Raw genomic sequence first — 24,073 nt, 5'->3', positions numbered from 1 at the left:
CTGACGGCACCGCGCACCACCACGGGCCCCGGCGGGCAACCGCCGGGGCCCGTGCGCTGCCCGGTACCGGTCCACGCCCGACGGCCCGGCAGCTCGGCAACTCAGTGGCTCGGCAACTCAGTGGCTCGGCAGCTCAATGGCCAAGCGGCTCATCGGCTCAGCGGCTCAGCCGCCGGAAGCGCCGTACCGCCAGCGGCAGGAAGACCGCGGTGAGGACGACCGGCCAGAGCACCGCCATCAGCACCGCATGCTGTTCGACCCAACTGCCGCCCACGGTGGCCGGGTTGCCGAAGAGCTCCCGGATGGCGCCGGCCGTGGAGGAGACCGGGTTCCACATGGCGATGGTGCCCAGCCAGTCCGGCATCATCGACGGCGGGGTGAACACGCTGGAGATCATGCCGAAGGGGAAGGCAACGGCGTAAAGGCCGCCGGCCGATTCCTGGTTGGGCGCCAGGAGTCCGAGCCAGACCCCGATCCAGGTGAGGGCGAAGCGCAGGAGCAGCAGCAGACCGAAGGCGGCGAGGGTGGCGGCCGGGCTGCCGTGGGAGCGCCAGCCGACGACCACGGCGATGGCGGCCAGCACCACGAGGTCGACGGCCGCACCGATCACATCCGCGACCCCGCGCCCGCTGACCACGGCGGACGTCGCCATCGGCAGGGAGCGGAACCGGTCGGTGACCCCATGGTCCCGGTCGACGACGATCGCCACCGCGGTGTTCATGAAACCGAAGGAGATCGTCATCGCGAAGATGCCGGGCATCGCGAACGTCGGGTAGTCCACCCCGCCGCCGACGTTCATCGCGCTGCCGAAGACATAGACGAAGAGCAGCACGGAGACGATCGGGAAGCCCAGCTGCCAGGCGATGATCACGGGCTGCCGGACGAGGTGGGTCAGATCCCGGCGGACGATGGTCAGGCAGTCGGCGAAGGCCCAGTAGAGACGGCGCGCGGGGCCGTCGTCCGCACCGGCCGGCCCCCACGGGGCGGGGCCGTCGTCGTGCGGGATGGGCAGAACGGTGCCGGTGCTCACGCGGCCACCTCCGTCCCGGCCTCGGCCGTACCGCGCCCGGTGAGGCGCAGAAAGACCTCATCGAGCGTCGGGCGCCGCAGCCCGATGTCCTCGACCCCGATGCCCTCGTCCTGCAGGGTGCGCGCGACCTCGGTCAGTGCCGCGACGCCTTCCGTCACCGGGGCGCCGACCCGCCGCTCCGCCTCGTCCGTCGTGGGCGGTACGCCGTTCGCGGCGACCCGTGCCACGGCCCGCACCGCGTGCGGGAGGCCGGCCGGCTCGCGCAGCACCACCTGCAGGCGCTCACCGCCGACCTGCCGCTTCAGCTCGGCGGGCGTACCGTCGGCGATCGTCCGCCCGTGTTCGATGACGGAGATCCGATCGGCCAACTGGTCCGCCTCGTCGAGGTATTGGGTGGTCAGCAGCACGGTGGTGCCGGTCGCGGCGAGCTCGCGGACCGCCTCCCAGACCTCGTTGCGGCCGCGCGGGTCGAGGCCGGTGGTCGGCTCGTCCAGGAAGAGCACGTCGGGTGCGAGGATCAGGCTCGCGGCGAGGTCGAGGCGGCGGCGCATCCCGCCGCTGTAGGTCCGGGCCGGCTTCCCGCCCGCGTCACCCAGCCCGAACTGGTCCAGCAGCTCCGCCGCCCGCATCCGCGCCCGGCGGGCGCCCAGGTGGAAGAGCCTGCCGAACATCTCCAGGTTCTGACGTCCGGTCAGTACGCCGTCCACGGCGGCATATTGACCTGCCAGTCCAATCCTGGCGCGCACCTGCTGCGGCGACCGCGCCACCTCGTGTCCGGCGACCCTCGCCCGTCCGCCGTCCGGCCGCAGCAGGGTGGCCAGGATGCGGACGACCGTGGTCTTGCCCGCGCCGTTCGGTCCGAGCAGGCCGTGCACCGTGCCGCGGTGGACGGTGAGATCGAGGCCGTCCAGGGCCCGCTTGTCGCCGTACCGCTTCTCCAGGCCCTCCGCGAGAACCGCCGCATCCGGCGGTGGCGGCGGTGGCGGCGCCTGCGCGGCAGCCGCCACCCCCGCCTCTCCCCTTGCTCCGCACCCCGCCCCGTTCGCCCTGCCGGTCATCATCGAACCCCCTCCGGTCGAAAACTGAGTACACCGTACCCGATTACGCGTACGCCGTACCCAGTTTTTGGGCCGGACGGCATAAGATGACCGCACGATGACGACGACAGAACACAGCGGCGGCGGCGATATCTCGCGCAGCCTGGAGCTGCTTTGGGGCCTCGGCGACCGGCCCAGCCGTGGCCCCAAGCCAGGGCTCACCCTCGACCGCATCGTCACCACGGCGGTGGCGGCCGCCGATGCCGACGGGCTCGGCGCCCTGTCCATGCGCCGCGTCGCCACGGACCTCGGCGTCGGCACCATGTCCCTCTATCGCTATGTACCGGGCAAGGCCGAACTCCTCGACCTGATGCTCGACAAGGTCTCCGCGTTCGACGCCGAGGCCCACCCCGACCCCGCCGCCGGCTGGCGCCCCGCGCTCGAAGCCCTCGCCCGCGACGACTGGCGGCGCCACCAGCGGCACCCGTGGCTGCTCCAGGTCGACCAGGCCCGCCCGCTGCTCGGCCCCAGCGCCCTGGACGCAATGGAGTACGCGCTGCGTGCCCTGGCCGGCACCGGTCTCACCGACCGCGAGAAGGTGCACGTCATGGTGTCCTTCGCCGGCTTCGTCATCGGCACCGCCCGCACCGAGCTCAACTCCACCCTCGCCGAGAAGCGGACCGGCGTCAGCAACGCCGACTTCTGGCAGGCGCAGGAGCCGGTCCTGTCCAAGGCGATGCTGAGCGGCCGCTACCCCGCCCTCGCCGGCCTGGACGAGGACACCTTCACCGGGGACGGCCCCTCGGTCTTCGAACTGGGCCTGACCGCGCTCCTGGACGGATTCGAGGCGCTCATCGCCGCCCGCACCGCCCGAACGGACGCACCATGAAGTGACGGAACGGGCCGGATGTGCCTGTATGGGAGCCATGACGAACCCCCCGAGCCCCGGTCTCGCCCCCTTCGAGCGGCAAGGGGCGATCCTGCTGACCACGTACAAGCGGGACGGCACCGGCGTCGGCACGCCGATGAACATCGCCGTCGACGGCGATCACGCCTATCTGCGGACGTACGGCAGCGCCTGGAAGGCCAAACGGATGCGGAACTTCCCCGAGGTGGAGATCTGCGCCTCCACCTGGCGGGGCCGCCCCACCGGGCCCACCGTCCCGGCGCGGGTGCGGCTGCTGGACCCGCGGACCCGGGAGTACCGGCGGGCCGAACGTTCGCTGACCCGGAAATACCCCCTGATCCACGGGCTGTTCGTACCGCTGCTGCACCGGCTGAAGAAGGAGCGGACCCTGCATTACGAACTGCGGCTGGTCGAGGGCGGGGCCGGGGAGCAGGGGTGGGTCAGGGAAGAGGGCTGACCCATGGCACCGGCCGGGGCCGGGGCCCACTGAGACGGCCGCGGCCACCGCGCCGGCGTCCGAGCGGGCCCGTGGGTCACCTTCGCCAGAACAGGTGGTGCGTCACGCCGCTCGGGCTGGGCACGACGTCGAGGTGGAACCGGTCGAGCAGCTCCTCGGGGGACTCCCAGAGCCGTACCCCGGAACCGAGCTCCACCTGCGAGACGGCTACATGCAGCGTGTCCACGAGGTCGGCGTCGAGGAACTGCCGGATGGTCGTGGCCCCGCCACCGAGTCGGACGTCCTTGCCCTGTGCGGCCTCCCGCGCCTGCTCGAGGACCGTGGCCGGGTCGCCGCCGACGAAGTGGAACGTGGTGTCGGAGAGCGTGAGCGAAGGACGCTCGTGGTGGGTCATGACGAACACCGGGGTGTGAAACGGGGGCTCGTCGCCCCACCAGCCGTTCCACTCGTGGTCGCTCCAGGGCCCGCGATAGGGCCCGAACTTGTTGCGGCCCATGATCTCGGCGCCGATGTTGCGTGCGAAGTCCCGCGTGAAATAGTCGTCGAGGCCGCGGCTGCCTCCGGGGTCGGTGCGCATGGGCCAGCTCGCCGTGGCGCCGGCCCAGGCGAACAGGGCTCCGGGGTCCGCGTGGCCGAACGGTCTCTCCAAGCTCTGGTGCTCACCGGCACCGAACCCGTCACGTGAGACGTTGAAGTTCTGGACCCTCAGCAGCTGAGCCATGTATTTCCTCCTGCCGTTGGCAATACCGGTGTCGGTACCGATGTCGGTGAGAAGTGAGACTGCCGGGGCCGGGCAAACTCATCGCTGGGGCCGTGAAAAAGCCCCGTCCTACCGCCGCCGCAGCAGCCTGCGCAGCCCGACGACCAGTGCCGTGGCCACCGCGAGGACCATCGCCCCCTTGATGAAGCCGGGGTCCAGGTCCGTCCCCTGGCTGCCCTTGCCGCCCTGGCCGCCTGCGCCGTCGCCGTTCGACGGGTCGTCCTTGACCGAGTCCGGCAGCTGGTCGTCGCTCAGGCCGACCGGCTTGACCTCGCTGTCGTTGCCCTCCGAGCCGTACATCAGGGTGCGGCCGTCGGGGGTGAAGGTGACCGATTCGCCCTGCTGCTGGACCGGTACGCCCACACTGCCGAGGTCCTTCGGACGGCCGTCCTGCCAGCGGAAGATCCGGGCGCCGAAGTAGCTGCGCAGCACCAGACGGGTCCCGTCGGGGGAGAACGCACCGTCGGTCACCCACAGATCGACCGGCGCGACCTTGCTGAAGACATTGGTGCCGGAGGTGGTGAGCCGCTGCGGGCCCGCGTAGAGGGCGCCGCCGCCGTCCTGCTTCTTGCTGGCGATATAGACCCGGCCGGTCCTGGGGTGCACCATCAGCGCTTCGGCGTCCCGCGGCCCGTCCGCGTACTTCACATCGAACTGGGTCGCCGTCACCGTCGCGTCGCGCAGCTTCTTCGGTTCGGGGAAGCGGTAGATCCAGACGTGGTTCCAGCTGCCGCCGAGGTTGTCGCCGATGTCGCCGACGTAGATGTTGCCGTCCGGGCCGGCCGAGATGGCCTCGACATCGCGCGGCCTGCCGATGCCGCGCAGCGTGATCCGGGTGACCGTACGGCCGGAGCGGCCGTCGACGGCGTAGACGTAGGGGCCGTCGTCGCTGTCGTTGTGGGTCCAGTAGATCCCCGGGTGCGCCCGGCTGGCGGCCAGGCCGCTGGACTCGGTGATCCGGGGATCGCCGATGGTGAAGCCGTCGGGCTCGTCGGCGACGGCCGGCACCACGGCCGCCGACCACAGGATTCCCGCGGCACCGGCCGCGCACAGAAGCGAACGCATGGGCACAGACTGCCATCTGGGACCACCGGACGTGGCCGCAAGCCACCGGCCGCCCCACCGCCGACCGCGCCACCTCGGCACACCGTCACCGCGCCCCGGACCGGGCGTGTCCAGCGTCACGTACCGGGCAGTAGGGGGTCTCGGCCATCATGGCCGGATGAGGATCATGTTCGTCGGTGACTCGATGACCATTGGGAGCACCGGCGATTTCACGTGGCGCTACCGGATGTGGCAGCACCTGAACGCGACGTTCGACGGCCCGTACCGCATCGTCGGACCACGCCACACGCTCCACGACCCGGTCACGGACGCCCCCACCTCCGCCGCCTACGCCGACCCCGGCTTCCCCGAGGACGCCCGCCGCCACCTCGCCGGCTGGGGCGAGGGCTGGCTGCACATGGCGCCGCTGATCGGTGACATGGTGCGCCGGTACGACGCCGACACCCTGCTGGTCTCGCTCGGCCTGATCGACCTCGGCTTCTACACGAACGCCGAGCAGACCGCTCAGAACGTACGGGAGTTCGTGGCACGGGCCCGGACGGCGGCGCCGCACCTGCGGGCCGTGCTGATGCCGGTGATACCCAATGTGCGGGCGGTCGCGGACCCCGCGTTCGGCACGGAGTGCGCACGCTTCAACGAGCTACTGGCCAAGGCCGTCGCCGATCTCTCCACCCCCGCCTCGCCGTTGCTGCTGGCCTCCGAACCGGACGGCTGGGAGATCGACCGCGCCACCTACGACGGGACGCACCCGTCGGAGTGGGGGGAGCGACTGCTCGCGGGCGCGTTCGCCGGGGCGATGCATCAGGCGTGGGGGGTCGGGGCGGCGTATGGGGTGCTGTCCTCGCACTGAGGCGCCACACCGGCACCACACGTCCCATGGAGCGCCCGGCCGAGGGAACCACGAGGAGTCCGCCCGCCACCCCGCGCGGTCCTTGCATCGAGCGCACTCCAAGGCGTTGGCTGGACCACCATGAAGTACACGCAGCTCGGACGCACCGGACTCAAGGTCAGCCGACTCGTCCTCGGGACGATGAACTTCGGGCCTCAGACGGACGAGGCCGCCAGTCACAGCATCATGGACGCGGCGCAGGGCGCGGGCGTCAACTTCTTCGACACCGCGAATGTCTACGGATTCGGCGCCGACAAGGGCCGTACCGAGGAAATCGTCGGCAGTTGGTTCGCCAAGGGCGGCGGCCGGCGGGACAAGACCGTGCTGGGCACCAAGGTCTACGCCAACATGGGGGTGGAGGGCGACAAGGTCTGGCCCAACCACGACAAGCTCTCCGCGGTCAACATCCGGCGCTCGGTGGAGGCCAGCCTCAAGCGGCTGGGCACCGACTACATCGACCTCTACCAGTTCCACCACGTCGACCGGGACACCCCCTGGGACGAGATCTGGCAGGCCATCGACGTCCTCGTCCAGCAGGGCAAGGTCCTCTACGCCGGCTCGTCCAACCACGCCGGCTGGCACATCGCCCGGGCCAACGAGACGGCCGCCCGCCGCGGTTCGCTGGGCCTGGTCAGCGAGCAGTGCCTGTACAACCTCGCCGAGCGGCGCGCCGAGATGGAGGTCATCCCGGCCGCCCGGGGCTACGGCCTGGGCGTCATCCCGTGGTCCCCGCTGCACGGCGGGCTGCTGGGCGGGGCCTTGCGCAAGGAGCGCGAGGGCGGCGCGGGCCGCTCGGGCATCGGGCGCTCGGCCGATGCCCTCGCCAACTCCGCGATCCGCGCCAAGATCGAGTCCTATGAGGCCCTGCTCGACAAGCACGGTCTGGAGCCCGGCGAGGTCGCGCTGGCCTGGCTCCTGACGCGTCCCGGCGTCACCGGCCCGATCGTCGGCCCGCGCACCACGGACCAGCTCGCCTCCGCGCTGCGCGCCGTCGAACTGAGCCTCCCGGACGAACTCCTCGCCTCGCTCGACGAGATCTTCCCCGGGCCCGGCCCGAGCCCGGAGGCCTTCGCCTGGTGACCTTCGCCTGAAGAGCGGGCGGCGCGCCCGGCGGCCGGTCGGACCGGCGGCCGGGCGCGCGGCAGCGGCCACGGCAGCAGTCAGTGCAGCGCCGCCGCCACGGCTACGACGAGGAGCAGGACGGCGAGCAGGCCGGACATGATCCGGTTACGGGTTTTGGGGTCCACCCCTTGAGCGTAACCGGGACCGGTCCGCGCGTTTCGGCGGCCCGGGGCGGCCCAGCCGCGGGCTGTTCGGTAGCACGGCAGCCCTTCGACGACCGGCGGCCGGTCAGTGGCCCAGCGGCCGGTCAGTGGCCCAGGGGCCAGGACCCCACCGTCTCGTAGCGGGGCTGGGTGCCCGCCGCCCCGGGGACGGGCGGATGGCTGCACACCAGGGCCAGGGCGTCGACCGTCCAGGGGGCACCGGCAAAATCCTTCAGGGCGGCCGCGTACGGGCGCAGGTCCAGATCGGGGACGCGGTTCCGGGCGAGGGTGAGGTGGGGGGTGTACGGGCGGTGCTCTTCCTCCATGGCCACGCCCGCCCGGCGGCCCGCTGCCGATGCCGCGCCCGCCAGCGTGCGCATGGCGGGCCGGTCGCCGTCGGCCCCGGCCCACACCACCCGGTCCGAGAAACGGCCGCCGCCGGCGATCCGCAGCGGGTAGGAATCACGGCGGCCGGCGGCGCGGCCCAGGCGTTCTTGCAGGTCGGGGACGAGCTCCTCGGGCACCTCGCCGTAGAAGGCAAGGGTGAAGTGCCAGCTGTCCCGGCCCGTCCACCGCAGCCGGTCGGCGGCCGGCAGCTTCTTCAACTGCGCTACCTCGGCGGCCAGTTCCTCGATCGCGGGCGCGGGGGGCAGGACGGCGGCGAAGAGTCTCATGCGGCCAGTGTGGCGCAGGGCTCTCGCGCCGTCCGGCAGCTCGCGGCCCGGAAGCGCGCCGCCCCGGTCGGGGGCCGGGGCCGGCCGGGGAGGGGCGGGCGCGCCGGGACGAGCCGGGCGGGGCGGGGCGGGCTCACCGACCGGGCCTGCCAGGCCGCCGCACCGCCGCCCGCCGTCACCGCCCCGGCCCTACGTCACCGCCCCCGCCCCTACGCCGCCGGCGCCAGGCTCCGCTCCGCCGAGGCAGCGGCGGTGGCACCGGCGGCGGAAACCCGGGGAACGAACGCGACGTGCTGATGCCCCCGGCGCAGATCGATCTTCAGGCGCAGGCCGCCCACCCTGGCGAGGATCAGGCCGATGACGACCGCGGACACCATGGAGACCAGACCGCCGGCCAGGAAGCCGGTCCGGGCGCCGAAGGCGTCGGTGATCCAGCCGACCACGGGTGCGCCCAGCGGGGTGCCGCCCACGAAGACCATCATGAACAGGCTCATCACCCGGCCGCGCATCAGCGGATCGGTGGCCATCTGGATGCTCGAATTGGCGGTGACGTTGACCGTCAGGCCGACCATGCCGATCGGGGCGAGGAGCGCCGCGAAGACCCAGAACGACGGGGCGAGCGCGGCGGCGATCTCCAGGGCGCCGAAGAGGACCGCCGCGCCGACGAGCAGCCGCAGCCGGGAGCCGGCACGGCGGGCGGCGAGCAGCGCACCGATCAGTGAGCCCGCCGCCATCAGCCCGTTGAACAGCGAGTAGGTGCCGGCGCCCTGGTGGTAGACGTGGTAGTCGAACGCGGTCAGCCAGATCGGGAAGTTGAAGCCGAAGGTCCCGATGAAGCCGACCAGGACGATGGGCCAGAGCAGGTCGGGACGCCCCGACACATACCGCAGCCCCTCCCGCAGCTGCCCCTTGCTGCGCGGGACCCGTTCGACCTTGTGGAGTTCGGCGGTCCGCATCATCAGCAGCCCGGTGAGCGGGGCGATGAACGAGAGGCCGTTGAGCAGGAAGGCCCAGCCGCTGCCGAACGCGGTGATCAGGACACCGGCGACGGCCGGCCCGATCAGCCGCGCGGACTGGAAGTTGGCGGAGTTGAGACTGACGGCGTTGCGCAGCTCGTCCTGGCCGACCATCTCGGAGACGAAGGCCTGCCGGGAGGGGTTGTCGAGGACGGTGACCAGGCCGAGGACGAAGGCGACCAGGTAGACGTGCCAGACCTGCACCTGGCCGCTCAGGGTGAGCGCGGCGAGGGCGAGGCCGGTCAGGCCCATGGCGGACTGGGTGAACAGGAGCAGCTTGCGCTTGGCGAAGCGGTCGGCGATGACGCCGCCGTAGAGCCCGAAGAGCAGCATCGGCAGGAACTGCAGCGCGGTGGTGATGCCGACCGCGCCGGACGAGCCGGTGAGGCTGAGCACCAGCCAGTCCTGGGCGATGCGCTGCATCCAGGTGCCCGTGTTGGACACCATCTGGCCGGTGGCGAAGAGGCGGTAGTTACGTATGCGGAGCGAGCTGAACGTGCCCTTGCGCGGTGTGGCGGCGGGGCCGGTGGCGACGCCCGGGGCGGGGCCCTGCGGGGTCGCGGTCGCGTCGTCGGAAACCGTGTCGTGTGGGGAGTTCGGTGCGGGGGCGGAGTGTGCTCCGGATCCCGTACTCAAAGTGGGTTCGCCTCCTCGGCCTCGGGTCTACAGCTGTGCGAGCTTCTCCAGTACGGGCGCGGCGGCCCGCAGCTTCGCCCACTCGTCCGCGTCCAGCCCGGAGGCCAGCTCGGCGAGCCAGGCGTTGCGCTTGCGGCGGCTCTCTTCGAGCATCGCCTCTGCCTGCTCGGTCTGCGTGACGACCTTCTGGCGGCGGTCGTCGGGGTGGGCTTCGAGCCGGACCAGTCCCTTGGCCTCCAGCATGGCCACGATGCGGGTCATCGACGGCGGCTGCACATGCTCCTTGCGGGCCAGCTCACCGGGGGTGGCACTGCCGCAGCGGAACAGGGTGCCGAGCACCGACATCTCGGTGGGGCTCAGCGATTCGTCGACCCGCTGGTGCTTGAGGCGGCGCGACAGGCGCATCACGGCGGACCGCAGAGCGTTCACCGCGGCCGCGTCGTCTGGGGGCGCCTCCCGGCCGTCAGGCTGGGGGCAGGACAGTTCCGGCATGGTCTTTAGCATAACTCATTACCCTTTCTAAGGAAAGCCGCGGGGTACTGCCCGTCGGGCTTCACCCATACGGGTGAGGACGCGGCCGAAAGCGACGCACCTGACCGCGTGCGGACGGGACCTTTTCCGCATGGGATCGCAAGTGCTCAGCCTGCGCATGGACGGGGAGCTGCTGGACCGGATACGGCAGCACGCCGCAAAACGCGGAATGAGCGTCCAGGACTATGTGGTCCGGACGCTCATCCGCGAGGATTTCGACGAGCGGTTCAAGTCCTCCGTCGACGAGACGGAGAAGCTGGGGGGCCGCTGGCCCGCTACTTGACCCCGAGCGCCTGCTCGATCGGGTCGAGCAGGAAGTAGACGAGGAAACAGAGGCCGACCACGTTCAGCAGCCAGGGGATCTCCTTGAAGCGGCCGGTCGCGGTGCGCAGCAGGATGAAGGCCAGCACGCCGATGCCGATGCCGTTGGTGATGCTGTAGGTGAACGGCATCGAGACCATCGTCAGGAACGCGGGAATGCCGATGGTGAAGTCGCCCCAGTCGATGTCCCGGACGTTCGAGGCCATGATCAGGAAGCCGACGACCAGCAGGGCGGGCGTCGCGGCCTGCGAGGGGACGACGGTCGCCACCGGCGCGAAGACCAGCGCGAGCAGGAAGAGGCCACCGGTCATCAGGTTCGCGAGACCGGTGCGGGCGCCCTCGCCGACACCGGCCGTGGACTCCACGAAGCAGGTGTTGGCGGAGGCGGAGCCGAAGCCGCCGCCCGCGACCGCGATGCCGTCGACCATGAGGATCCGGCCCATGTTCGGCAGCTGGCCGGTCTCGTTGTTCAGCAGGCCGGCCTCCTCGCCGACGCCGATGATGGTGCCCATCGCGTCGAAGAAGCCGGACAGCAGCACGGTGAAGACGAACAGGCAGCCGGTCAGCACACCGACTTCCTTGAAGCCGCCGAAGAGACTGATCTGACCGATCAGACCGAAGTCCGGGGTGCCGATGATCTTGTCCGGCACATTGGGGACCGCCAGGCCCCAGGACGCGTCCGGGATCTGCACCAGCGCGTTGATGACGATGGCGACCGCGGCCATGCTGACCATGCCGATCAGGATCGCGCCCCTGACCTTCCGCACGACCAGCACGAACATCAGCGCCAGGCCGAGGACGAAGACCAGCACCGGCCAGCCCTTGAGCTGTCCGCCCTGCCCCAGGCTCAACGGCACGGTGGTGTGCGCGGCGTCCGGGTTACGCGTGACGAAACCGGCGTCGACCAGGCCGATCAGCGAGATGAACAGGCCGATGCCGATGGCGATGGCCCGCCGCAGCCCGCCCGGAATCGCGTCCATCACCCGCTGCCGCAGGCCCGAGGCGACCAGGATCATCAGCACCAGACCGGCGAGCACGACCATGCCCATCGCGTCCGGCCAGCTCATCTTGGGCGCGAGCTGCAGGGACACCACGGCGTTGATGCCCAGGCCCGCGGCGATGGCGATCGGGACGTTGCCGACGATGCCCATCAGCACCGTGCTCAGACCGGCCATGAGCGCGGTGGCGGTGACCAGCTGGGCGTTGTCGAGATGGTGGCCGAACTTATCGACTCCGGAGCCGAGAATGATCGGGTTCAGCACGATGATGTAGGCCATCGCGAAGAACGTCGCCAGGCCGCCGCGGAGCTCGCGACCGACCGTCGACCCCCGCTCGGAAATCTTGAAGAAGCGGTCCAGGCCGTTCTTGGGGGGCTTCGGACCTGGGTTCTTGAGGGTGTCGACCGGCGTGGTGGCCGAGGGGGACATGCGGGGACCTCAGTCGGACGGGCCTGGGCAGGCGTGGGGGCCCGGGGGCCCGGGACACATACAGAAACAGGAAACAGCCGGAGCAAATTGGAGGAAAATCCGAGCTGAACCAGCCGCATCCAGAAAGGTTCAGTATGAATAAACAAGCCACTGATCACCATCTCCGCGCGTAGACCCTTGTGGCGCAAGGTCCGGGCAGGTCACCCCACCGGCTTCCGGGCCCTGCCCACCGCCGCCCGTGGGCCCCGCACCCCCTCCCCGTAAGCTGGCCACTATGTGGAAGAAGTCCGAACTGCGCGAGGCCCCGGCGCCTCTTGAGGGCCCCGTCGTCGGCACGATCACCGGCGGCACCATCATCTGGTTCGTGCTCTTCCTCGGCCAGCTCCCCTTCTACGGCTGGTTCGCCGACCACGGCCACAGCTGGTGGGTGTGGACCTGCCTGGCCGGCGGCGGCCTCGGGCTGGTCGGCATCTGGTACGTACGGGCCCGCGACGCCGCGATCAAGCGCTCCGCCGCCGCGACGGCCGGGCAGCCCGCCGACCAGCACTGAGCGCCCGCCTCCACCGCCCCGCCCGAGCCGGCGGGTGAACTGCCCTGTGCGCCCGTAACGTCTAGGGCATGACGGAGCGGGCGAGCGCCGAACCCGAGCACTCCGGACCGGGCCGCGCGCCGGCCCGGCGGACCGCTCGGGAACCGGTCACCCCAGGCCTGACCGCCGCCGAGGTCGCGGAGCGGGTCGCCCGGGGCGAGGTCAACGACGTCCCCGTACGGTCCTCCCGCTCGGCCACCGAGATCGTCCGCGCCAATGTCTTCACCCGCTTCAACGCCATCATCGGCGTGCTCTTCGTGATCATCCTGATCGTCGGCCCGATCCAGGACGGCCTGTTCGGCTTCGTGATCGTCGCCAACACCGGCATCGGCATCGTCCAGGAACTGCGCGCCAAGAAGACCCTGGACAGCCTGGCGGTGATCGGCGAGGCGCGGCCGACCGTCCGGCGCGACGGGGCCACCGCCGAGATCCCCACCTCCGAGGTGGTCCTCGACGACGTCATCGAACTCGGGCCCGGCGACAAGGTCATCGTCGACGGCGAGGTGCGGGAGAGCGACGGCCTGGAGGTCGACGAGTCACTGCTGACCGGCGAGGCCGATCCGGTCCTCAAGAAGCCCGGCGACCCGGTGATGTCCGGCAGCTTCGTCGTCGCGGGCAGCGGCGCCTTCACCGCCACCAAGGTCGGCCGGCAGGCGTACGCGGCCCAGCTCGCCGAGGAGGCCAGCCGCTTCACCTTGGTCCACTCCGAACTGCGCAGCGGCATCAGCCGGATCCTCAAGTACGTGACCTGGATGATGATCCCGACCGCGATCGGCCTGGTCCTCAGCCATCTGCTCACCCTCGGCCTGCCGGGCGACGCGGCCATCCGCCGGATGGTCGCCGGCATCGTGCCGATGATCCCCGAGGGCCTGGTGCTGCTCACCTCCGTCGCCTTCGCGATCGGTGTCATCCGGCTCGGCCGCAAGAAGTGCCTGGTCCAGGAGCTGCCCGCGATCGAGGGGCTGGCCCGGGTCGACGTGGTGTGCCTGGACAAGACCGGCACGCTGACCGAGGGCGGGCTGGACCTCCACGGCCTGCGGTCCCTCGACGGCGAACAGGCGCACCTCGAGCAGGTGCTGGGCGCGCTGGGCGCATCCGATCCACGGCCCAATGCCTCTCTCCAGGCGATCATCGAGGCGTATCCGGCGGACGACGCCTGGCGCTGCACCAGGGCGCTGCCGTTCTCCTCCGCCCGCAAATACAGCGGCGCCGCCCTCAACGGCCCGGACGGCGAGAGCAGCACCTGGCTGCTCGGCGCCCCGGACGTCCTGCTGCCGCCCGGCGACCGCCACCTCACCGACACCGACGACCTCAACGCCCAGGGCCTGCGCGTCCTGCTGCTGGCCCGCGCCGCACGGGAGCTGGACGACCCCGAGGTCACCCGGGGCGTACGGCCCGCCGCGCTGGTCGTCCTGGAGCAGCGGCTGCGCCCGGACGCCCCCGACACCCTGCGCTACTTCGCGGGGCAGGACGTCGCGGCCAAGGTGATCTCCGGCGACAACGCGGTGTCGGTGGGCGCGGTGGCCGGCAAACTGGGGTTGCCGGGCGCGGGCCGCGCGGTGGACGCACGCGAACTGCCCGGCGACCGCGAGGCCATGGCGGCCGCGGTCGAAAAGTCCGCGGTCTTCGGCCGGGTCACCCCGCAGCAGAAACGGGAGCTGGTCGCCGCCCTGCAGGTGCGCGGTCACACCGTCGCGATGACCGGCGACGGCGTCAACGACGTGCTCGCCCTCAAGGACGCCGACATCGGCGTCGCCATGGGCTCCGGCTCCGAGGCCACCCGCGCCGTCGCCCAGATCGTCCTGCTCGACAACAGCTTCGCCACGCTCCCCTCGGTCGTCGCCGAGGGCCGCCGGGTCATCGGCAACATCACCCGCGTCGCCACCCTCTTCCTCACCAAGACCGTCTACTCGGTCCTGCTGGCGATCCTGGTGGCCTGCTGCCAGATCCCCTACCCGTACCTGCCACGGCACCTGACCCTGCTCTCCACCCTGACCATCGGCATCCCCGCGTTCTTCCTCGCCCTGGCCCCCAACAAGGAGCGCGCCAGGCCGCACTTCGTCCGCCGGGTGATGCGCTACGCCGTGCCCTCGGGCCTGATCACGGGCCTCGCCGCCTTCACCACCTATCTGCTCGCCCGCGCCTACTACTCCGGCCCGGGGTCCCTGTCCGCCGAGACCAGCGCGGCCACCCTGACGCTCTTCCTCGCCGCGGTGTGGGTACTGGCGATCATCGCCCGCCCCTACACCTGGTGGCGGATCGCCCTGGTCGCGGCGATGGGCCTGGCCTTCCTCGCGGTCCTCGCCACGCCCTGGCTGCAGCGGTTCTTCGACCTGCGCCTGGTCGGCACGACGATGCCGTGGACGGCCGTCGCCATCGCGGTGGGGGCGGCGGTGCTGCTGGAGTTCACCTGGCGGTGGGTCGGCCGGCGTTTCCCCGCCTGACGAAAACGGACCGGGCGTGCGACGCCCGCCCGCGTCCCCTACAGTGCATGCCCATGACATCTCACCGAGCGGCCCGCGCCGTCGAACTACTGGCCCGCTCGCACCACTCCAGCCACTCCATCAGCCACTACACCAGCCATTACGGCAGCCACTACAGCACCCACTCCCCCGACGTCTCGTTCGGCGGCGCGTGGTGGATGATCCCGCTCGGCACCGTGCTCGGGGTGGCCTGGGTGTTCGTGAAGCGGCGGTTCCGGTCCGCGTGAGCGAGCGCCGGCGGGGGCTCGCCCGCGGCCGGCGCAAGGGGCAGAGGAGAACCTGCCCCGCTGCTTCCCGATGCACCGGAGCAGGCCGGAACCGAGCCACCGCGCTGTTCACCCGGCGTACGGTGCCATGCCGTACGCCTACGCAGAACGGAGCGTCCGATGCAGGGAAGGACCGTGCTGGTCACCGGAGCCACCCGGGGAATCGGCCTGGCCGTAAGCCACCGGCTCGCCGCCGGGGGCGCCCGGGTACTGGGCATTGCCCGCTCCGCCCCGCAGACGGAATTCCCCGGCCTGCTCACGCCCTGCGACCTGGCCGACGGGGAGCAGACCCGAGAGGTGATGCGGTCGCTGGCGCGAGACCACCAGGTGCACGCGGTGGTCAACAACGTCGGCATCGCACTGCCCGAACCACTGGATGACGTCAGCACCACGAGCCTGCAGATGGCCTTCGACCTCAACGTGCGTGCCGCAATGCAGGTCGTCCAGGCATGCGTCGGCGGCATGCGGGAGCAGGGCCGGGGCCGGATCGTCAACGTGGCCAGCCGGGCCGTCTTCGGCGCACGCGGCCGCAGCAGCTACTCCGCCGCGAAGAGCGCCCTGGTGGGCCTCACCCGGACCTGGGCACTGGAACTGGCCGAACACGCGATCACCGTCAACGCGGTCGCCCCGGGCCCGGTCGACACCGAGCTGTTCCACCGGACCCGCCCGGTCGGAAGCGAGGCGGAGGCCCGGGTACTGCAGACCATCCCCATGGGCAGGCTGGGCCGCCCCGAGGAGATCGCCGCCGCCATCTGCTTCCTCCTCGGTGACGACGCGGGCTTCATCACCGGACAGACCCTGTGCGTGGACGGCGGCGGCAGCATCGCGGGCCGCTGACGGCAGAACCGCCGACTCCGGGCCGGCCGTCGCCACAACCGGCCTGAGGAGGCACGCGCGCCGCCCCACTGCCGCGGGCGGCGCGACAGGTCCGCGGGCGGTGCGACGGGCCGAAGAGAACCTGCCCGGCCGATACCCCGGTCGCTGCCGCCGTACTACGCTCCAGCCCCATGACACTCCACGGGGACCTGGCGTACAAGGTGCTGGCGAGCTCGCACCGCCACTACCACCACACCGGCAGCCACTTCGGCGGCACCGGTGACGGCGCCCTCGACTGGTGGGTGTGGCCCCTCCTCGCCCTCTCCGCGATCGTCGTCATCTGGAGCCTGGTCAAGAGGTTCCGCTCGAACTGACGGCGTGTTCCCGGCTGCGACAGCAGCTCACCACCCAACGGTGGGCGGCCGTTGGTCCCCACTCCCGCGATTCCCGTCACGGTCACGGTCCATCGCGAGCAGCCGGGCACCCCGGCTCTCCGCGACGCGACGCACGTCCCGCAGGGCGTCGGTCAAACCCCGGGCCAGGAAGCACAGTTCGCGGCTGGTGACCTGACGGCCGACGAGCATGTGCTCAGCGTGGCCCAGAATGTCGTCCGCCATGTCGAGCTGTACGCCCTCGATCTCGTCCGCGACGCGGGAGACGTAGCCGGTGCCCTCGCCCACGAGGTAACAGGGCTTGCCGTCGGGGCTTGACCAGGGCAGGAGCCGCACCGGGCCAGGGTGTTCGGTCATGCCGTCACCTCCAAGCCGTGGGCCCGCTCGTAGGCAACGAGATACGGACGGATCATGGCGGTGTCCTCGCCCCGTACCAGGGCGACGCACGTGCCACATGGGCGCCTCAGTGCGAGCTCGGACGACGGGTCCGTCGGCCCGGCCGTGGTGCGAGGGGCAGCTCTGCGACCCCCGGAGGGCGGTAACAGACCTCGCAACAGCCGCTCCAAGACGCTGATGGTGCGTGGGAACACGTCATCGACCTCCGTGAGGTTGGCAGCCGGCCCCGGTCCGTTCAGCGGCCGCGAGGTCCGGGCTTCGTTACTCGACACCGCCGGCCAGTCGGCCTTCTGCCTTTGCAAGTGGGGTGCGGCGTGGTCCTGGCTTGCGTAATCAGTCAACGACAGAAGGCAGCCGCGAATGTGCACAGGAAGTGCACAAGGGCGGTGCGCGGGTAAGGGACCCGGTGAAGATGGAGTCCAGACGAACCAGATGAACTCGACTGGGAAGAACGGCGCATGAGTGCAGAGATCACCACTCCTGGACCGGGCGCGAACGTCAAGGTGCTGCGCCTGGAGCGAGGCTGGCTGCAGGACCATCTGGCCGTCCGGGCCGGACTGTCGACGTCGATGCTCGGCAAGATCGAGCGAGGCGAACGGCCGCTCACTCAGGGCATGGGCGCAGTCCTCGCCAACGCCTTCGGCATCACTCTGGACGAACTGCTGGGGCAGGCTCCCGTGAAGTCCGGCGACGGCGACCGGCTGACGGAGCTGCGAGCCGTGATGCGGCGCTTTGACCTGCCGACCGGCGAGCCAGTGCACGAGGACCGGCTCGCGTACGACCTGGCCGAGCTGTTTCGGCTGCGCGGTGACGCCAACCTCTCGTCCGTCACCCGGCAACTCCCAGGACTACTGGGACGCGCACAGGACAATGCGCACGCCACCGGCCTGCCCGAGGACTGGTCGAAGGTCGCTGAGGTGTACAGCGCGGTTTACTGGCTGGCGGCCCGCCACCGTTGGATGACGCTGGCGGAGCTGGCCGTGATCAAGCAGAGGCAGGCGGCAGAGCGTGCGAACCCCTTGGCGCTCGCTGTGGCTGCCCGGGACGAGGCCGGGACATTCCTCAACGGCGGTGACTTCGCCGGGGGACTGTCCGTGGTCGACCAGGCCGTCGTACGGGCCGAATCGACCATGAAGGGAAGGACTCGGCACCTCGCACTGGGGCTGCTTCACCTCCGAGGAATGACGCTGGCAGGTCGACTGCGGGACAAGAAGACCGTCGAGCGGCATATCAGGGGCGCTCGCAAATCTGCTGCGGTGGTCGACTCCGACATCAACGCTCTCGGAGTGCATTTCGGCCCGGAGAACACCATCACCCACATTCTCGCGACCCACGTTGATCTCAAGAAAAATGCCGAGGCACTTGAGGTGGGCGAGCAGTATTTGCGGGACGGACACACCCTGCCGGCCACTCGGATCGGCCCCGTCCACATGAATATCGCCAGGGCCAAACTGGCTTTGAAAGACCGCGACGGGGCGGTGGATTCACTGGCCGAGGCGTGGGACATCGCACCGCAGATGGCGAAGGTCCACCCCACAAGCCTGGAATTGAGCCGTGTCCTCGTTTCCCTGCACAAGCGGAGCAATCCAAAAGTGACGGCTCTTGCCAAGAGGGCCGGCATCAAGCTCTGAGCGGCGGCGAGTTACCGGCAGCGTGCCAGAGCCTGATGACGGTGTGGCGCCGGGTCTCTCGCCGGGCGCTAGGGGGTGTCGTTCGGATCATGGTGGATCAGGGAGCGGGGCCTGGCGCGTGCGATCGCAAGGCGGAGGAGGGAGTCGACGCGGAGCGTCGGCGAGTGACGACAACGCGGATGGGGGTCCCCCCGCGCCGTTCAGGCGTGGGGGAGTGCGTGCCAGGCCCCGCGAGCCCGCCATGATCCGAACGACACCCCCTAGTGGGCCTCGTACGAGGCCAGGTCCGCCGGGTCCTCCGTCGCGAGTGCCACATACCCGTCGGGCCGTACGAGAAAGAGTCCCCGGTCCCCGTACGCCTTGTGTGCGTGCCCGTCCACGTCGATGACGTCGGCCTGCTCGCCGGGTCGGCCGACCCGCACCAGCTTGTAGCGCTCGGAGGCCGGGGCGTCGGTCCCGCCGAAGGCGAGGAGGGTGGCATGCGGGCCGCGGAAGAGGTCGAAGAGACGGATGGGCCCACAGGGGGCGTCGGGGGCGCGGTCTCCGGCGCGCAGTGCGTCGTCGGCCAGGCCCTCGCGGCACTCGCGGGTCAGGGGGCTCTCGCGGTAGCCGAGGCCCAGCTGGAACATCTCGCCGCCGCGCCGGGAGAAGCCGCGGTCGGTGTCCACGCGGTCCTGCTCGAAGACCTGGGTGGTGAGGGCGAGCACCTGCTGCGCGACCGGCCGCCGCTCGGCCTCGTAGGTGTCGAGGAGCGCGTCGGACGCCCCGCGCAGCACCGCGCCGAGCTTCCAGCCGAGGTTGTACGCGTCCTGGATGCTGGTGTTGAGGCCTTGGCCGCCCGTAGGAGAGTGAATGTGCGCGGCATCGCCCGCGAGCAGGACGCGGCCGACGCGGAAGCGGTCGGCGACCCCGGCCTTGATGCGCAGCACCGAGGACCACCGCACCTCGTGCACCCGCACCCCCTCGTGGCCGGTGCGCTCCACGAATAGCTGCTGGACGGCCTCGGGCGTGGCGTCGGGCGTGAAGTCCGGGCCCGCGCCGCCGAAGTGGGCGAGCAACTGGAAGAGGTCAGCCCCTTCGAGCGGGCGGATCGCGACGCGCCCGCCCGGCGCGGTGGGCCACACGTGCCAGTGCGCGCGGTCGAATCCGTCCATGCGGATGTCCGCGATCAGCGTCGGGTCGGTGACGATATCGGTGACGGGGAAGCCCACCCCGAGGGCCTTACGGACCGTGCTGCGTCCGCCATCGGCCGCGACCAGAGCGCCGGCCCGTACGGCCGACTCGGTGCCGTCCGGCCCGCGCAGCCGCGCCGTCACCCCGTCCGCGTCCTGCTCGAAGCCGGTCAGCTCGCAGCCGAACTCGACGCTGCCGCCCAGCTCTTCGAGGCGCGCCTGGAGGGTTTCGACGGTGCGCCACTGCGGGAGCATCCACATCTCGCCGTACGGGACGTGGGGCGAGGGCTCGGAGCGCTCGACCGTGTCCCACTCGGCGACACGTGTGGTGCCGTCCCAGCTCTGGAGGCGCTGGACGGGGCCGCCTGCCGCCCGTATCGCGTCGATGACGCCCAGGTCGTCGAAGACCTCCAGGCTGCGCGGCTGGAGGCCGGAGCCGCGTGAACCGGGAAAGCTGTGGCTCTCCCTCTCCACGACGCGGCAGGCGATCTGGCGCCGGGCGAGGTCGCAGGCGAGGACGAGGCCGGTGGGCCCGGCTCCGGCGATCAGAACTTCGGTGGTGGTGACTGCGGGCAGGCTCATCACGTGTTCCTTGACGTCGTCAAGCCGCCCCCCGGCACAGGAGGGGCGGCCCGCCTCACAGCGAGGCGTGACGGTACGTCATACACGAGGCGCCCGAGAGGCACGAAACGGACCGATCCGGAACCCCCCAAGCTTCCGGGCAGCGCCCTTGCCGCCCTCCGTCAGTCGAACCACCGCGCCCGCGCCAGTTCTTCGCCCCGCTCCGGGTCTTCCAGGAGGGCAGCGACCTCGAAGCGGCGCGGCCACTGGCCGGCCGCCCAGGCCAGGCCCGCCGCCACGCCCTCCAGGGTCGCGGCGTGCACGGTGCCGTCCGGCGTCCGGCGCCAGTCCAGCTCGGTGGGGCCGTCCGGGCCGTCGACCAGCAACTCCTCGTGTTCCACGTACGCCTCGGGCGTGGCGGCGCCGAGCAGTACGCGGACGGCCTCCGGCACCTCGTGGCGGACGCCCTCGGAGCGGACCCCGGCGCCGACCGCCTCGCTCAGCCGCGGGACCTGCAGCAGCTCCGCCAGTTCCGCGGCGCGGGCGGGCCGCACCGGGAGCAGGGCGAGGCCGGAGGTGAGCGGCACCAGATCCGGTGCGTCGGCGACCACGGCATCCGCCGCGTCGACCACCCGGACCTCCCGGCCGCGCACGGCCCGCAGCTCGTCGGGCAGCGTCACCTGCTCGGGGTCCAGGTCCGCCAGCAGGCCGTAGATCGCGTGGAGTTGGGCGGCGCCGACGGGCAGCTCCGGGTCCGCGAGGCGGGTCAGCAGCTCCGCCGCGCCGCCCGGCTCGTCCAGGAGGGCGGCGACGGAGGTGCGCACGCCGAGCGCGCGCAGCACCTGCGCATCGACCTCGCCCGCGTCCGCGGACTCATACAGCCCGGCCAGCAGCGGATCGCCGCCCGCCGAACGCAGACCGGCGGGCCGGCGGCCGTCGAGCACCGGGTGCCCGCGCAGCCACCAGGCGGTGTACGGGCGGACGGATTCGGTGGTGCCGTCGGGGAGCAGCACCCGCACCGGTGCGGTCAGGGCGTCGCGCAGCGGCGGGCGGGAGAGCATGGCCAGCACGTCCGGCCAGGCGTCGTCGTCGACCAGATCGAGGTCGCGCACCGCGACCAGTTCGGTCACCACCGGCGGTACGGGGCTCTGGGGCAGGGCGTCGAGGATGTCCTCGCACCACACGTCCACCGCGTCCAGCAGCCCGACGTCGTCCGGCTCGGCGAAGTCGCCTTCCCGGGGCTCCATTTCGTCGGGGTCGAGTACGACATCGGTGGCCCGGACGAGCGCGAAGTCGGCCATGACACCCACGGCCGTCAGCGGCTGCTCACCCCAGCGTTCGGCCAACTCCCCCTCACAGGCCGCGAGTTCACCCTCCCGGATGACCCGCTCGAAGGCACTGCCCGGGTACACCAGCTCACCCGCGGGCGCCAGTTCGCCGTCCTCGTCGGGCAGGGCGAGCGCCCCGAGCCACGGCTCGTCGCCCGGTGCGAGGCCTGCGTCCCTGACCAGGCCGAGGACCGTCTCCGCCAGCTCCTCGGCGCCCAGCGGGGCGCCCGGCCCGCCCTCGATGTCGTCGGCGAAGACGTCGTAGGCGTCCTCGTCCGCGTCCAGCGAGTTCGCGACGGCCGCGCGCACCTGCGGCGTGGTCAGCACGGCACGGGGCTGGGCCGGGGTGGCGCCCAGCTTCTCCAGCAGCGGGTGCACCGCGTCGGGGTGGGCGACCTTCAGTCCGAGCCGGGCCAGCGTACGGTGCCGGGCCGCGGCGTCCTCGTCGCCGCCGCCGGGCAGCGGCAGCAGCACCTGGCGGGGCCCGATCGTGGTCCGTACGCCGCCGCCCCCGCCGGGGGCCTGGGCCGCGGTGCCCGCCAGCGGGACCGGCAGCCCGCTGAGCCGGTCCGGGTCGGTGCCGGCCAGCGCGTCGTAGAGCCGCCACCACCAGCCGGGCGAGCGTTCGACGCCGGCCAGCCGGTCCACCATCTCGCCGAGCCCGACCCGGGCCACGCCCAGCGCCCGCAGCTCCGGGCGGCGTTCGAGGCCGGCCGGCAGCAGGCTCGGGAACAGTTCGGCCAGCACGCCGACCGTCGCCGCGCCCGCGCCCTCCACCAGCTCGGCGTCCACCGGGCGCAAAACGAAGCGGTCCACCCCGCCGCCGTCCTCGTCCCACTCGCCCGCCGCCGGCTCGGCGGGCCGGCCACCGGGCGCACCCGCGCTCGGCAGGAACCGCACCCGCGGCAGCAGCTCCAGCACCTGCCGGCGCAGCTCACCGTCCAGACCGCCCTTGCCCAGCGGTCCGGGCACCAGGTCCAGCGTGCCGACCGACACCGGCTGCCAGTCGCCCAGCAGCGCCGTATAGGTCGCGGCCGCCCGCTCCACCAGGAAGTCCGCCAGCGGGCCCGGCGCGACATGCCGCCGGGTCGGCTCCAGCGGGAACGAGGCGATCAGCAGCGCGGGCAGCCCCAGCTGCTCGTCCGTGGGCGTCGGCGCATGCACCACCGGCGCGGTTCCCGGCCGCGCCGGTGCGCCCTCGCCGTCCACCGGCACCGCCCAGGTCACCGACCAGGCCGGCCGCAGCCGCTCCTCGACCGGCCGGTCCGCCAGCAGCGCCGGGTCCAGCGGACCGCCGTCGCTCGCCACCCGCCAGCGGGTGGCACCGCGCTCGCTGTCCTCGATCAGGACGTACGGACCGTCCTGGCTCCGCCTCAACTCCCGTACGTGCTCAGGGGTCTCGATCACGACCTCGGACAGCCCCGGCAGGGTGAGCAGCAGCGCGGCGTCGACCGCGTCCAGCAGCCGTTCGGCGAGATCCTGCGCCGCGACGTCCCGCAGCGGCAGCACGACGGCGGTGTCGTACCCCTCCGGCGCCCCGCCCTCCGCGGGCAGCGGCAGCCGCAGCAGCGGTACATGACCGTCGCGCCGCCGCAACTCACCGCCCAGGCCGGGGCTGTGCGCCGCGACCTCCTCCGCCATCGCCCGCGCCTCGGCCAGCGACCAGCGCACACCGCCGGTACGGCCCACCAGCGCCGGCTCGTCGCTCACGGACAGCACCGCGGCGAAGCCCACGCCGAACCGGCCGACCGCACCGGCCGACACACTGGCCTCCCGCTTCGCGGACGCCCGCAGCGTCGACAGCGACTCGACGCCGGTGGCGTCCAGCGGGGCGCCGGTGTTGGACGCGACGAGCACAGCGGGGGCGTCGCCGTCCGCCGCGTGCAGGGTCAGCCGCAGCCGGCCGGGGACGCCGGCCCGCGCCGCCGCATCGGCCGCGTTCTGCGCCAGCTCCACGGCGAGCCGGTCGCGGTAGCCGCCGAGCGCCAGGTCCTCCTCGGCGTTGGCATCCTCCCGGAACCGGGCCGGCGAGGTGGCCCAGGCATCCAGCACGCCACGCCGCAGCCGGGCCGTCCCGAACGGGTCTCCGGCTGCGCCTCGCACCAAGGACGTAGCGATCACTGTCCGTCTCCCTAAAGCGTGTGTCGGTGGGCCGACGGTATCGCCCCACGTTGTCGGGTGCCCCGCCGTGCCTGCTTCCCGCCTTCGGCGGGAGGTGTCCGCCTTCGGCGGGAGGGGGTGTTTGGGGTGGGGCCCGGGTTTGTGGTGGGTGCCGGGTCCGGGGCCTCCGGGGTGGGTGTTCGGACTGCTTCGCTTTACGTCCGAACACCCACCCCTCCGGCCCCGCCCCCTCCCGCCGGTTGTGGGGCCCCACCCCGGTGGGGGTGAACGAAAAGACCAAAAGCCCCAAGCATCAGCTACGCC

22 protein-coding genes are annotated in these 24,073 nt (G+C 71.9%); 11 read left to right on the top strand and 11 right to left on the bottom strand.

The window, feature by feature from the left end:
• Window positions 1-157: 157 nt before the first annotated feature.
• Window positions 158-1,030 carry an ABC transporter permease gene (locus CFW40_RS21620; protein ID WP_371127098.1) on the bottom strand — a complete coding sequence of 291 codons (873 nt, stop codon included), beginning with the start codon at window positions 1,028-1,030 and terminating at the stop codon, window positions 158-160.
• The gene (locus tag CFW40_RS21615; RefSeq protein ID WP_088799439.1) at window positions 1,027-2,037 is read right to left on the bottom strand and encodes an ATP-binding cassette domain-containing protein; all 1,011 of its coding nucleotides are present in this window, start codon (window positions 2,035-2,037) and stop codon (window positions 1,027-1,029) included. The genes CFW40_RS21620 and CFW40_RS21615 overlap by 4 nt, the downstream gene beginning before the upstream one ends.
• Before the next feature lie 148 nt (window positions 2,038-2,185).
• Here CFW40_RS21615 and CFW40_RS21610 point away from each other — a divergent pair, with 148 nt between their 5' ends.
• Together CFW40_RS21610 and CFW40_RS21605 are read left to right on the top strand one after the other, a co-directional pair.
• Window positions 2,186-2,956 carry a TetR/AcrR family transcriptional regulator C-terminal domain-containing protein gene (locus tag CFW40_RS21610; RefSeq protein ID WP_088799438.1) on the top strand — a complete coding sequence of 257 codons (771 nt, stop codon included), beginning with the start codon at window positions 2,186-2,188 and terminating at the stop codon, window positions 2,954-2,956.
• Window positions 2,957-2,993: 37 nt separating this feature from the next.
• A complete protein-coding gene (locus CFW40_RS21605; RefSeq protein ID WP_088799437.1) occupies window positions 2,994-3,431 on the top strand; it encodes a PPOX class F420-dependent oxidoreductase in 438 nt (145 codons plus the stop codon).
• Between the two features lie 76 nt (window positions 3,432-3,507).
• Here CFW40_RS21605 and CFW40_RS21600 read toward each other — a convergent pair whose 3' ends face one another.
• Window positions 3,508-4,152 carry a dihydrofolate reductase family protein gene (locus tag CFW40_RS21600; RefSeq protein WP_088799436.1) on the bottom strand — a complete coding sequence of 215 codons (645 nt, stop codon included), beginning with the start codon at window positions 4,150-4,152 and terminating at the stop codon, window positions 3,508-3,510.
• Between the two features lie 108 nt (window positions 4,153-4,260).
• The gene (locus CFW40_RS21595) at window positions 4,261-5,256 is read right to left on the bottom strand and encodes a hypothetical protein (RefSeq protein ID WP_088799435.1); all 996 of its coding nucleotides are present in this window, start codon (window positions 5,254-5,256) and stop codon (window positions 4,261-4,263) included.
• A gap of 157 nt (window positions 5,257-5,413) precedes the next feature.
• Between CFW40_RS21595 and CFW40_RS21590 the strand changes: the two genes are divergently transcribed.
• Together CFW40_RS21590 and CFW40_RS21585 are read left to right on the top strand one after the other, a co-directional pair.
• Window positions 5,414-6,106: a GDSL-type esterase/lipase family protein gene (locus CFW40_RS21590; RefSeq protein WP_176956419.1), complete on the top strand. Its 693-nt coding sequence runs from the start codon at window positions 5,414-5,416 to the stop codon at window positions 6,104-6,106.
• 120 nt (window positions 6,107-6,226) lie between these two features.
• On the top strand, window positions 6,227-7,225 hold the full coding sequence (locus tag CFW40_RS21585; RefSeq protein WP_088799433.1) for an aldo/keto reductase: 999 nt from the start codon (window positions 6,227-6,229) through the stop codon (window positions 7,223-7,225).
• Between the two features lie 289 nt (window positions 7,226-7,514).
• Here CFW40_RS21585 and thpR read toward each other — a convergent pair whose 3' ends face one another.
• From thpR to CFW40_RS21570, 3 genes are all read right to left on the bottom strand, one after another.
• On the bottom strand, window positions 7,515-8,084 hold the full coding sequence (gene thpR, locus CFW40_RS21580) for an RNA 2',3'-cyclic phosphodiesterase (RefSeq protein WP_088799432.1): 570 nt from the start codon (window positions 8,082-8,084) through the stop codon (window positions 7,515-7,517).
• 209 nt (window positions 8,085-8,293) lie between these two features.
• Window positions 8,294-9,736, bottom strand: coding sequence for an MFS transporter (locus CFW40_RS21575; RefSeq protein WP_088799431.1), 1,443 nt, complete (start codon window positions 9,734-9,736; stop codon window positions 8,294-8,296).
• Window positions 9,737-9,763: 27 nt separating this feature from the next.
• Entirely contained in the window at window positions 9,764-10,228 is a 465-nt protein-coding gene (locus CFW40_RS21570; protein WP_088799430.1) for a MarR family winged helix-turn-helix transcriptional regulator, read from the bottom strand.
• Between the two features lie 130 nt (window positions 10,229-10,358).
• Here CFW40_RS21570 and CFW40_RS21565 point away from each other — a divergent pair, with 130 nt between their 5' ends.
• Window positions 10,359-10,550, top strand: a complete 192-nt coding sequence (locus tag CFW40_RS21565; RefSeq protein ID WP_088799429.1) for a ribbon-helix-helix protein, CopG family — start codon at window positions 10,359-10,361, stop codon at window positions 10,548-10,550.
• On the opposite strand, the gene CFW40_RS21560 is transcribed toward CFW40_RS21565, so the two are convergent.
• Entirely contained in the window at window positions 10,543-12,015 is a 1,473-nt protein-coding gene (locus CFW40_RS21560; RefSeq protein WP_088799428.1) for an NCS2 family permease, read from the bottom strand. The two genes, CFW40_RS21565 and CFW40_RS21560, sit on opposite strands and share 8 nt — an antisense overlap.
• A 274-nt stretch (window positions 12,016-12,289) precedes the next feature.
• On the opposite strand from CFW40_RS21560, the gene CFW40_RS21555 reads away from it, so the two are divergent.
• From CFW40_RS21555 to CFW40_RS21535, 5 genes are all read left to right on the top strand, one after another.
• Window positions 12,290-12,565 (top strand): DUF2530 domain-containing protein, encoded by a 276-nt coding sequence (locus CFW40_RS21555; protein ID WP_088799427.1) that lies wholly within the window; start codon window positions 12,290-12,292, stop codon window positions 12,563-12,565.
• A gap of 68 nt (window positions 12,566-12,633) precedes the next feature.
• Window positions 12,634-15,048: a cation-translocating P-type ATPase gene (locus CFW40_RS21550; protein ID WP_088799426.1), complete on the top strand. Its 2,415-nt coding sequence runs from the start codon at window positions 12,634-12,636 to the stop codon at window positions 15,046-15,048.
• Between the two features lie 53 nt (window positions 15,049-15,101).
• Window positions 15,102-15,314, top strand: coding sequence for a hypothetical protein (locus CFW40_RS21545; RefSeq protein ID WP_143034544.1), 213 nt, complete (start codon window positions 15,102-15,104; stop codon window positions 15,312-15,314).
• Between the two features lie 159 nt (window positions 15,315-15,473).
• Window positions 15,474-16,190 carry an SDR family oxidoreductase gene (locus CFW40_RS21540; protein ID WP_088799424.1) on the top strand — a complete coding sequence of 239 codons (717 nt, stop codon included), beginning with the start codon at window positions 15,474-15,476 and terminating at the stop codon, window positions 16,188-16,190.
• Window positions 16,191-16,360: 170 nt separating this feature from the next.
• Window positions 16,361-16,543 (top strand): hypothetical protein, encoded by a 183-nt coding sequence (locus CFW40_RS21535; protein WP_088799423.1) that lies wholly within the window; start codon window positions 16,361-16,363, stop codon window positions 16,541-16,543.
• Window positions 16,544-16,570: 27 nt separating this feature from the next.
• Here CFW40_RS21535 and CFW40_RS21530 read toward each other — a convergent pair whose 3' ends face one another.
• The gene (locus tag CFW40_RS21530; protein WP_088799422.1) at window positions 16,571-16,918 is read right to left on the bottom strand and encodes a hypothetical protein; all 348 of its coding nucleotides are present in this window, start codon (window positions 16,916-16,918) and stop codon (window positions 16,571-16,573) included.
• Window positions 16,919-17,415: 497 nt separating this feature from the next.
• On the opposite strand from CFW40_RS21530, the gene CFW40_RS21525 reads away from it, so the two are divergent.
• Window positions 17,416-18,588, top strand: a complete 1,173-nt coding sequence (locus CFW40_RS21525; RefSeq protein WP_088799421.1) for a helix-turn-helix domain-containing protein — start codon at window positions 17,416-17,418, stop codon at window positions 18,586-18,588.
• 260 nt (window positions 18,589-18,848) lie between these two features.
• Here CFW40_RS21525 and CFW40_RS21520 read toward each other — a convergent pair whose 3' ends face one another.
• Window positions 18,849-20,342 carry an FAD-dependent monooxygenase gene (locus tag CFW40_RS21520; protein WP_088799420.1) on the bottom strand — a complete coding sequence of 498 codons (1,494 nt, stop codon included), beginning with the start codon at window positions 20,340-20,342 and terminating at the stop codon, window positions 18,849-18,851.
• 161 nt (window positions 20,343-20,503) lie between these two features.
• Entirely contained in the window at window positions 20,504-23,752 is a 3,249-nt protein-coding gene (locus CFW40_RS21515) for a sacsin N-terminal ATP-binding-like domain-containing protein (RefSeq protein WP_371127323.1), read from the bottom strand.
• Between the last annotated feature and the right edge of the window lie 321 nt (window positions 23,753-24,073).

Source organism: Streptomyces sp. 2114.4 (assembly GCF_900187385.1).
In the GTDB taxonomy this organism is placed as follows: Bacteria; Actinomycetota; Actinomycetes; order Streptomycetales; family Streptomycetaceae; genus Streptomyces; species Streptomyces mooreae.
The sequence above is the reverse complement of the archived record's forward strand: the minus strand, read 5'-3'. Positions and strand labels throughout refer to the sequence as shown.

Excerpts from the sequence above, each read along its gene's own strand:
- CFW40_RS21550 (WP_088799426.1), top strand. The coding sequence starts at position 12,634 with ATGACGGAGCGGGCGAGCGCCGAACCCGAGCACTCCGGACCGGGCCGC.
- CFW40_RS21595 (WP_088799435.1), bottom strand. The coding sequence starts at position 5,256 with ATGCGTTCGCTTCTGTGCGCGGCCGGTGCCGCGGGAATCCTGTGGTCG.
- CFW40_RS21520 (WP_088799420.1), bottom strand. The coding sequence starts at position 20,342 with ATGAGCCTGCCCGCAGTCACCACCACCGAAGTTCTGATCGCCGGAGCC.
- CFW40_RS21600 (WP_088799436.1), bottom strand. The coding sequence starts at position 4,152 with ATGGCTCAGCTGCTGAGGGTCCAGAACTTCAACGTCTCACGTGACGGG.
- CFW40_RS21610 (WP_088799438.1), top strand. The coding sequence starts at position 2,186 with ATGACGACGACAGAACACAGCGGCGGCGGCGATATCTCGCGCAGCCTG.
- CFW40_RS21530 (WP_088799422.1), bottom strand. The coding sequence starts at position 16,918 with ATGACCGAACACCCTGGCCCGGTGCGGCTCCTGCCCTGGTCAAGCCCC.
- CFW40_RS21540 (WP_088799424.1), top strand. The coding sequence starts at position 15,474 with ATGCAGGGAAGGACCGTGCTGGTCACCGGAGCCACCCGGGGAATCGGC.
- CFW40_RS21605 (WP_088799437.1), top strand. The coding sequence starts at position 2,994 with ATGACGAACCCCCCGAGCCCCGGTCTCGCCCCCTTCGAGCGGCAAGGG.
- CFW40_RS21525 (WP_088799421.1), top strand. The coding sequence starts at position 17,416 with ATGAGTGCAGAGATCACCACTCCTGGACCGGGCGCGAACGTCAAGGTG.
- CFW40_RS21545 (WP_143034544.1), top strand. The coding sequence starts at position 15,102 with ATGACATCTCACCGAGCGGCCCGCGCCGTCGAACTACTGGCCCGCTCG.
- CFW40_RS21565 (WP_088799429.1), top strand. The coding sequence starts at position 10,359 with ATGGGATCGCAAGTGCTCAGCCTGCGCATGGACGGGGAGCTGCTGGAC.
- CFW40_RS21555 (WP_088799427.1), top strand. The coding sequence starts at position 12,290 with ATGTGGAAGAAGTCCGAACTGCGCGAGGCCCCGGCGCCTCTTGAGGGC.
- CFW40_RS21585 (WP_088799433.1), top strand. The coding sequence starts at position 6,227 with ATGAAGTACACGCAGCTCGGACGCACCGGACTCAAGGTCAGCCGACTC.
- CFW40_RS21590 (WP_176956419.1), top strand. The coding sequence starts at position 5,414 with ATGAGGATCATGTTCGTCGGTGACTCGATGACCATTGGGAGCACCGGC.
- CFW40_RS21535 (WP_088799423.1), top strand. The coding sequence starts at position 16,361 with ATGACACTCCACGGGGACCTGGCGTACAAGGTGCTGGCGAGCTCGCAC.
- CFW40_RS21560 (WP_088799428.1), bottom strand. The coding sequence starts at position 12,015 with ATGTCCCCCTCGGCCACCACGCCGGTCGACACCCTCAAGAACCCAGGT.
- CFW40_RS21570 (WP_088799430.1), bottom strand. The coding sequence starts at position 10,228 with ATGCCGGAACTGTCCTGCCCCCAGCCTGACGGCCGGGAGGCGCCCCCA.
- thpR (WP_088799432.1), bottom strand. The coding sequence starts at position 8,084 with ATGAGACTCTTCGCCGCCGTCCTGCCCCCCGCGCCCGCGATCGAGGAA.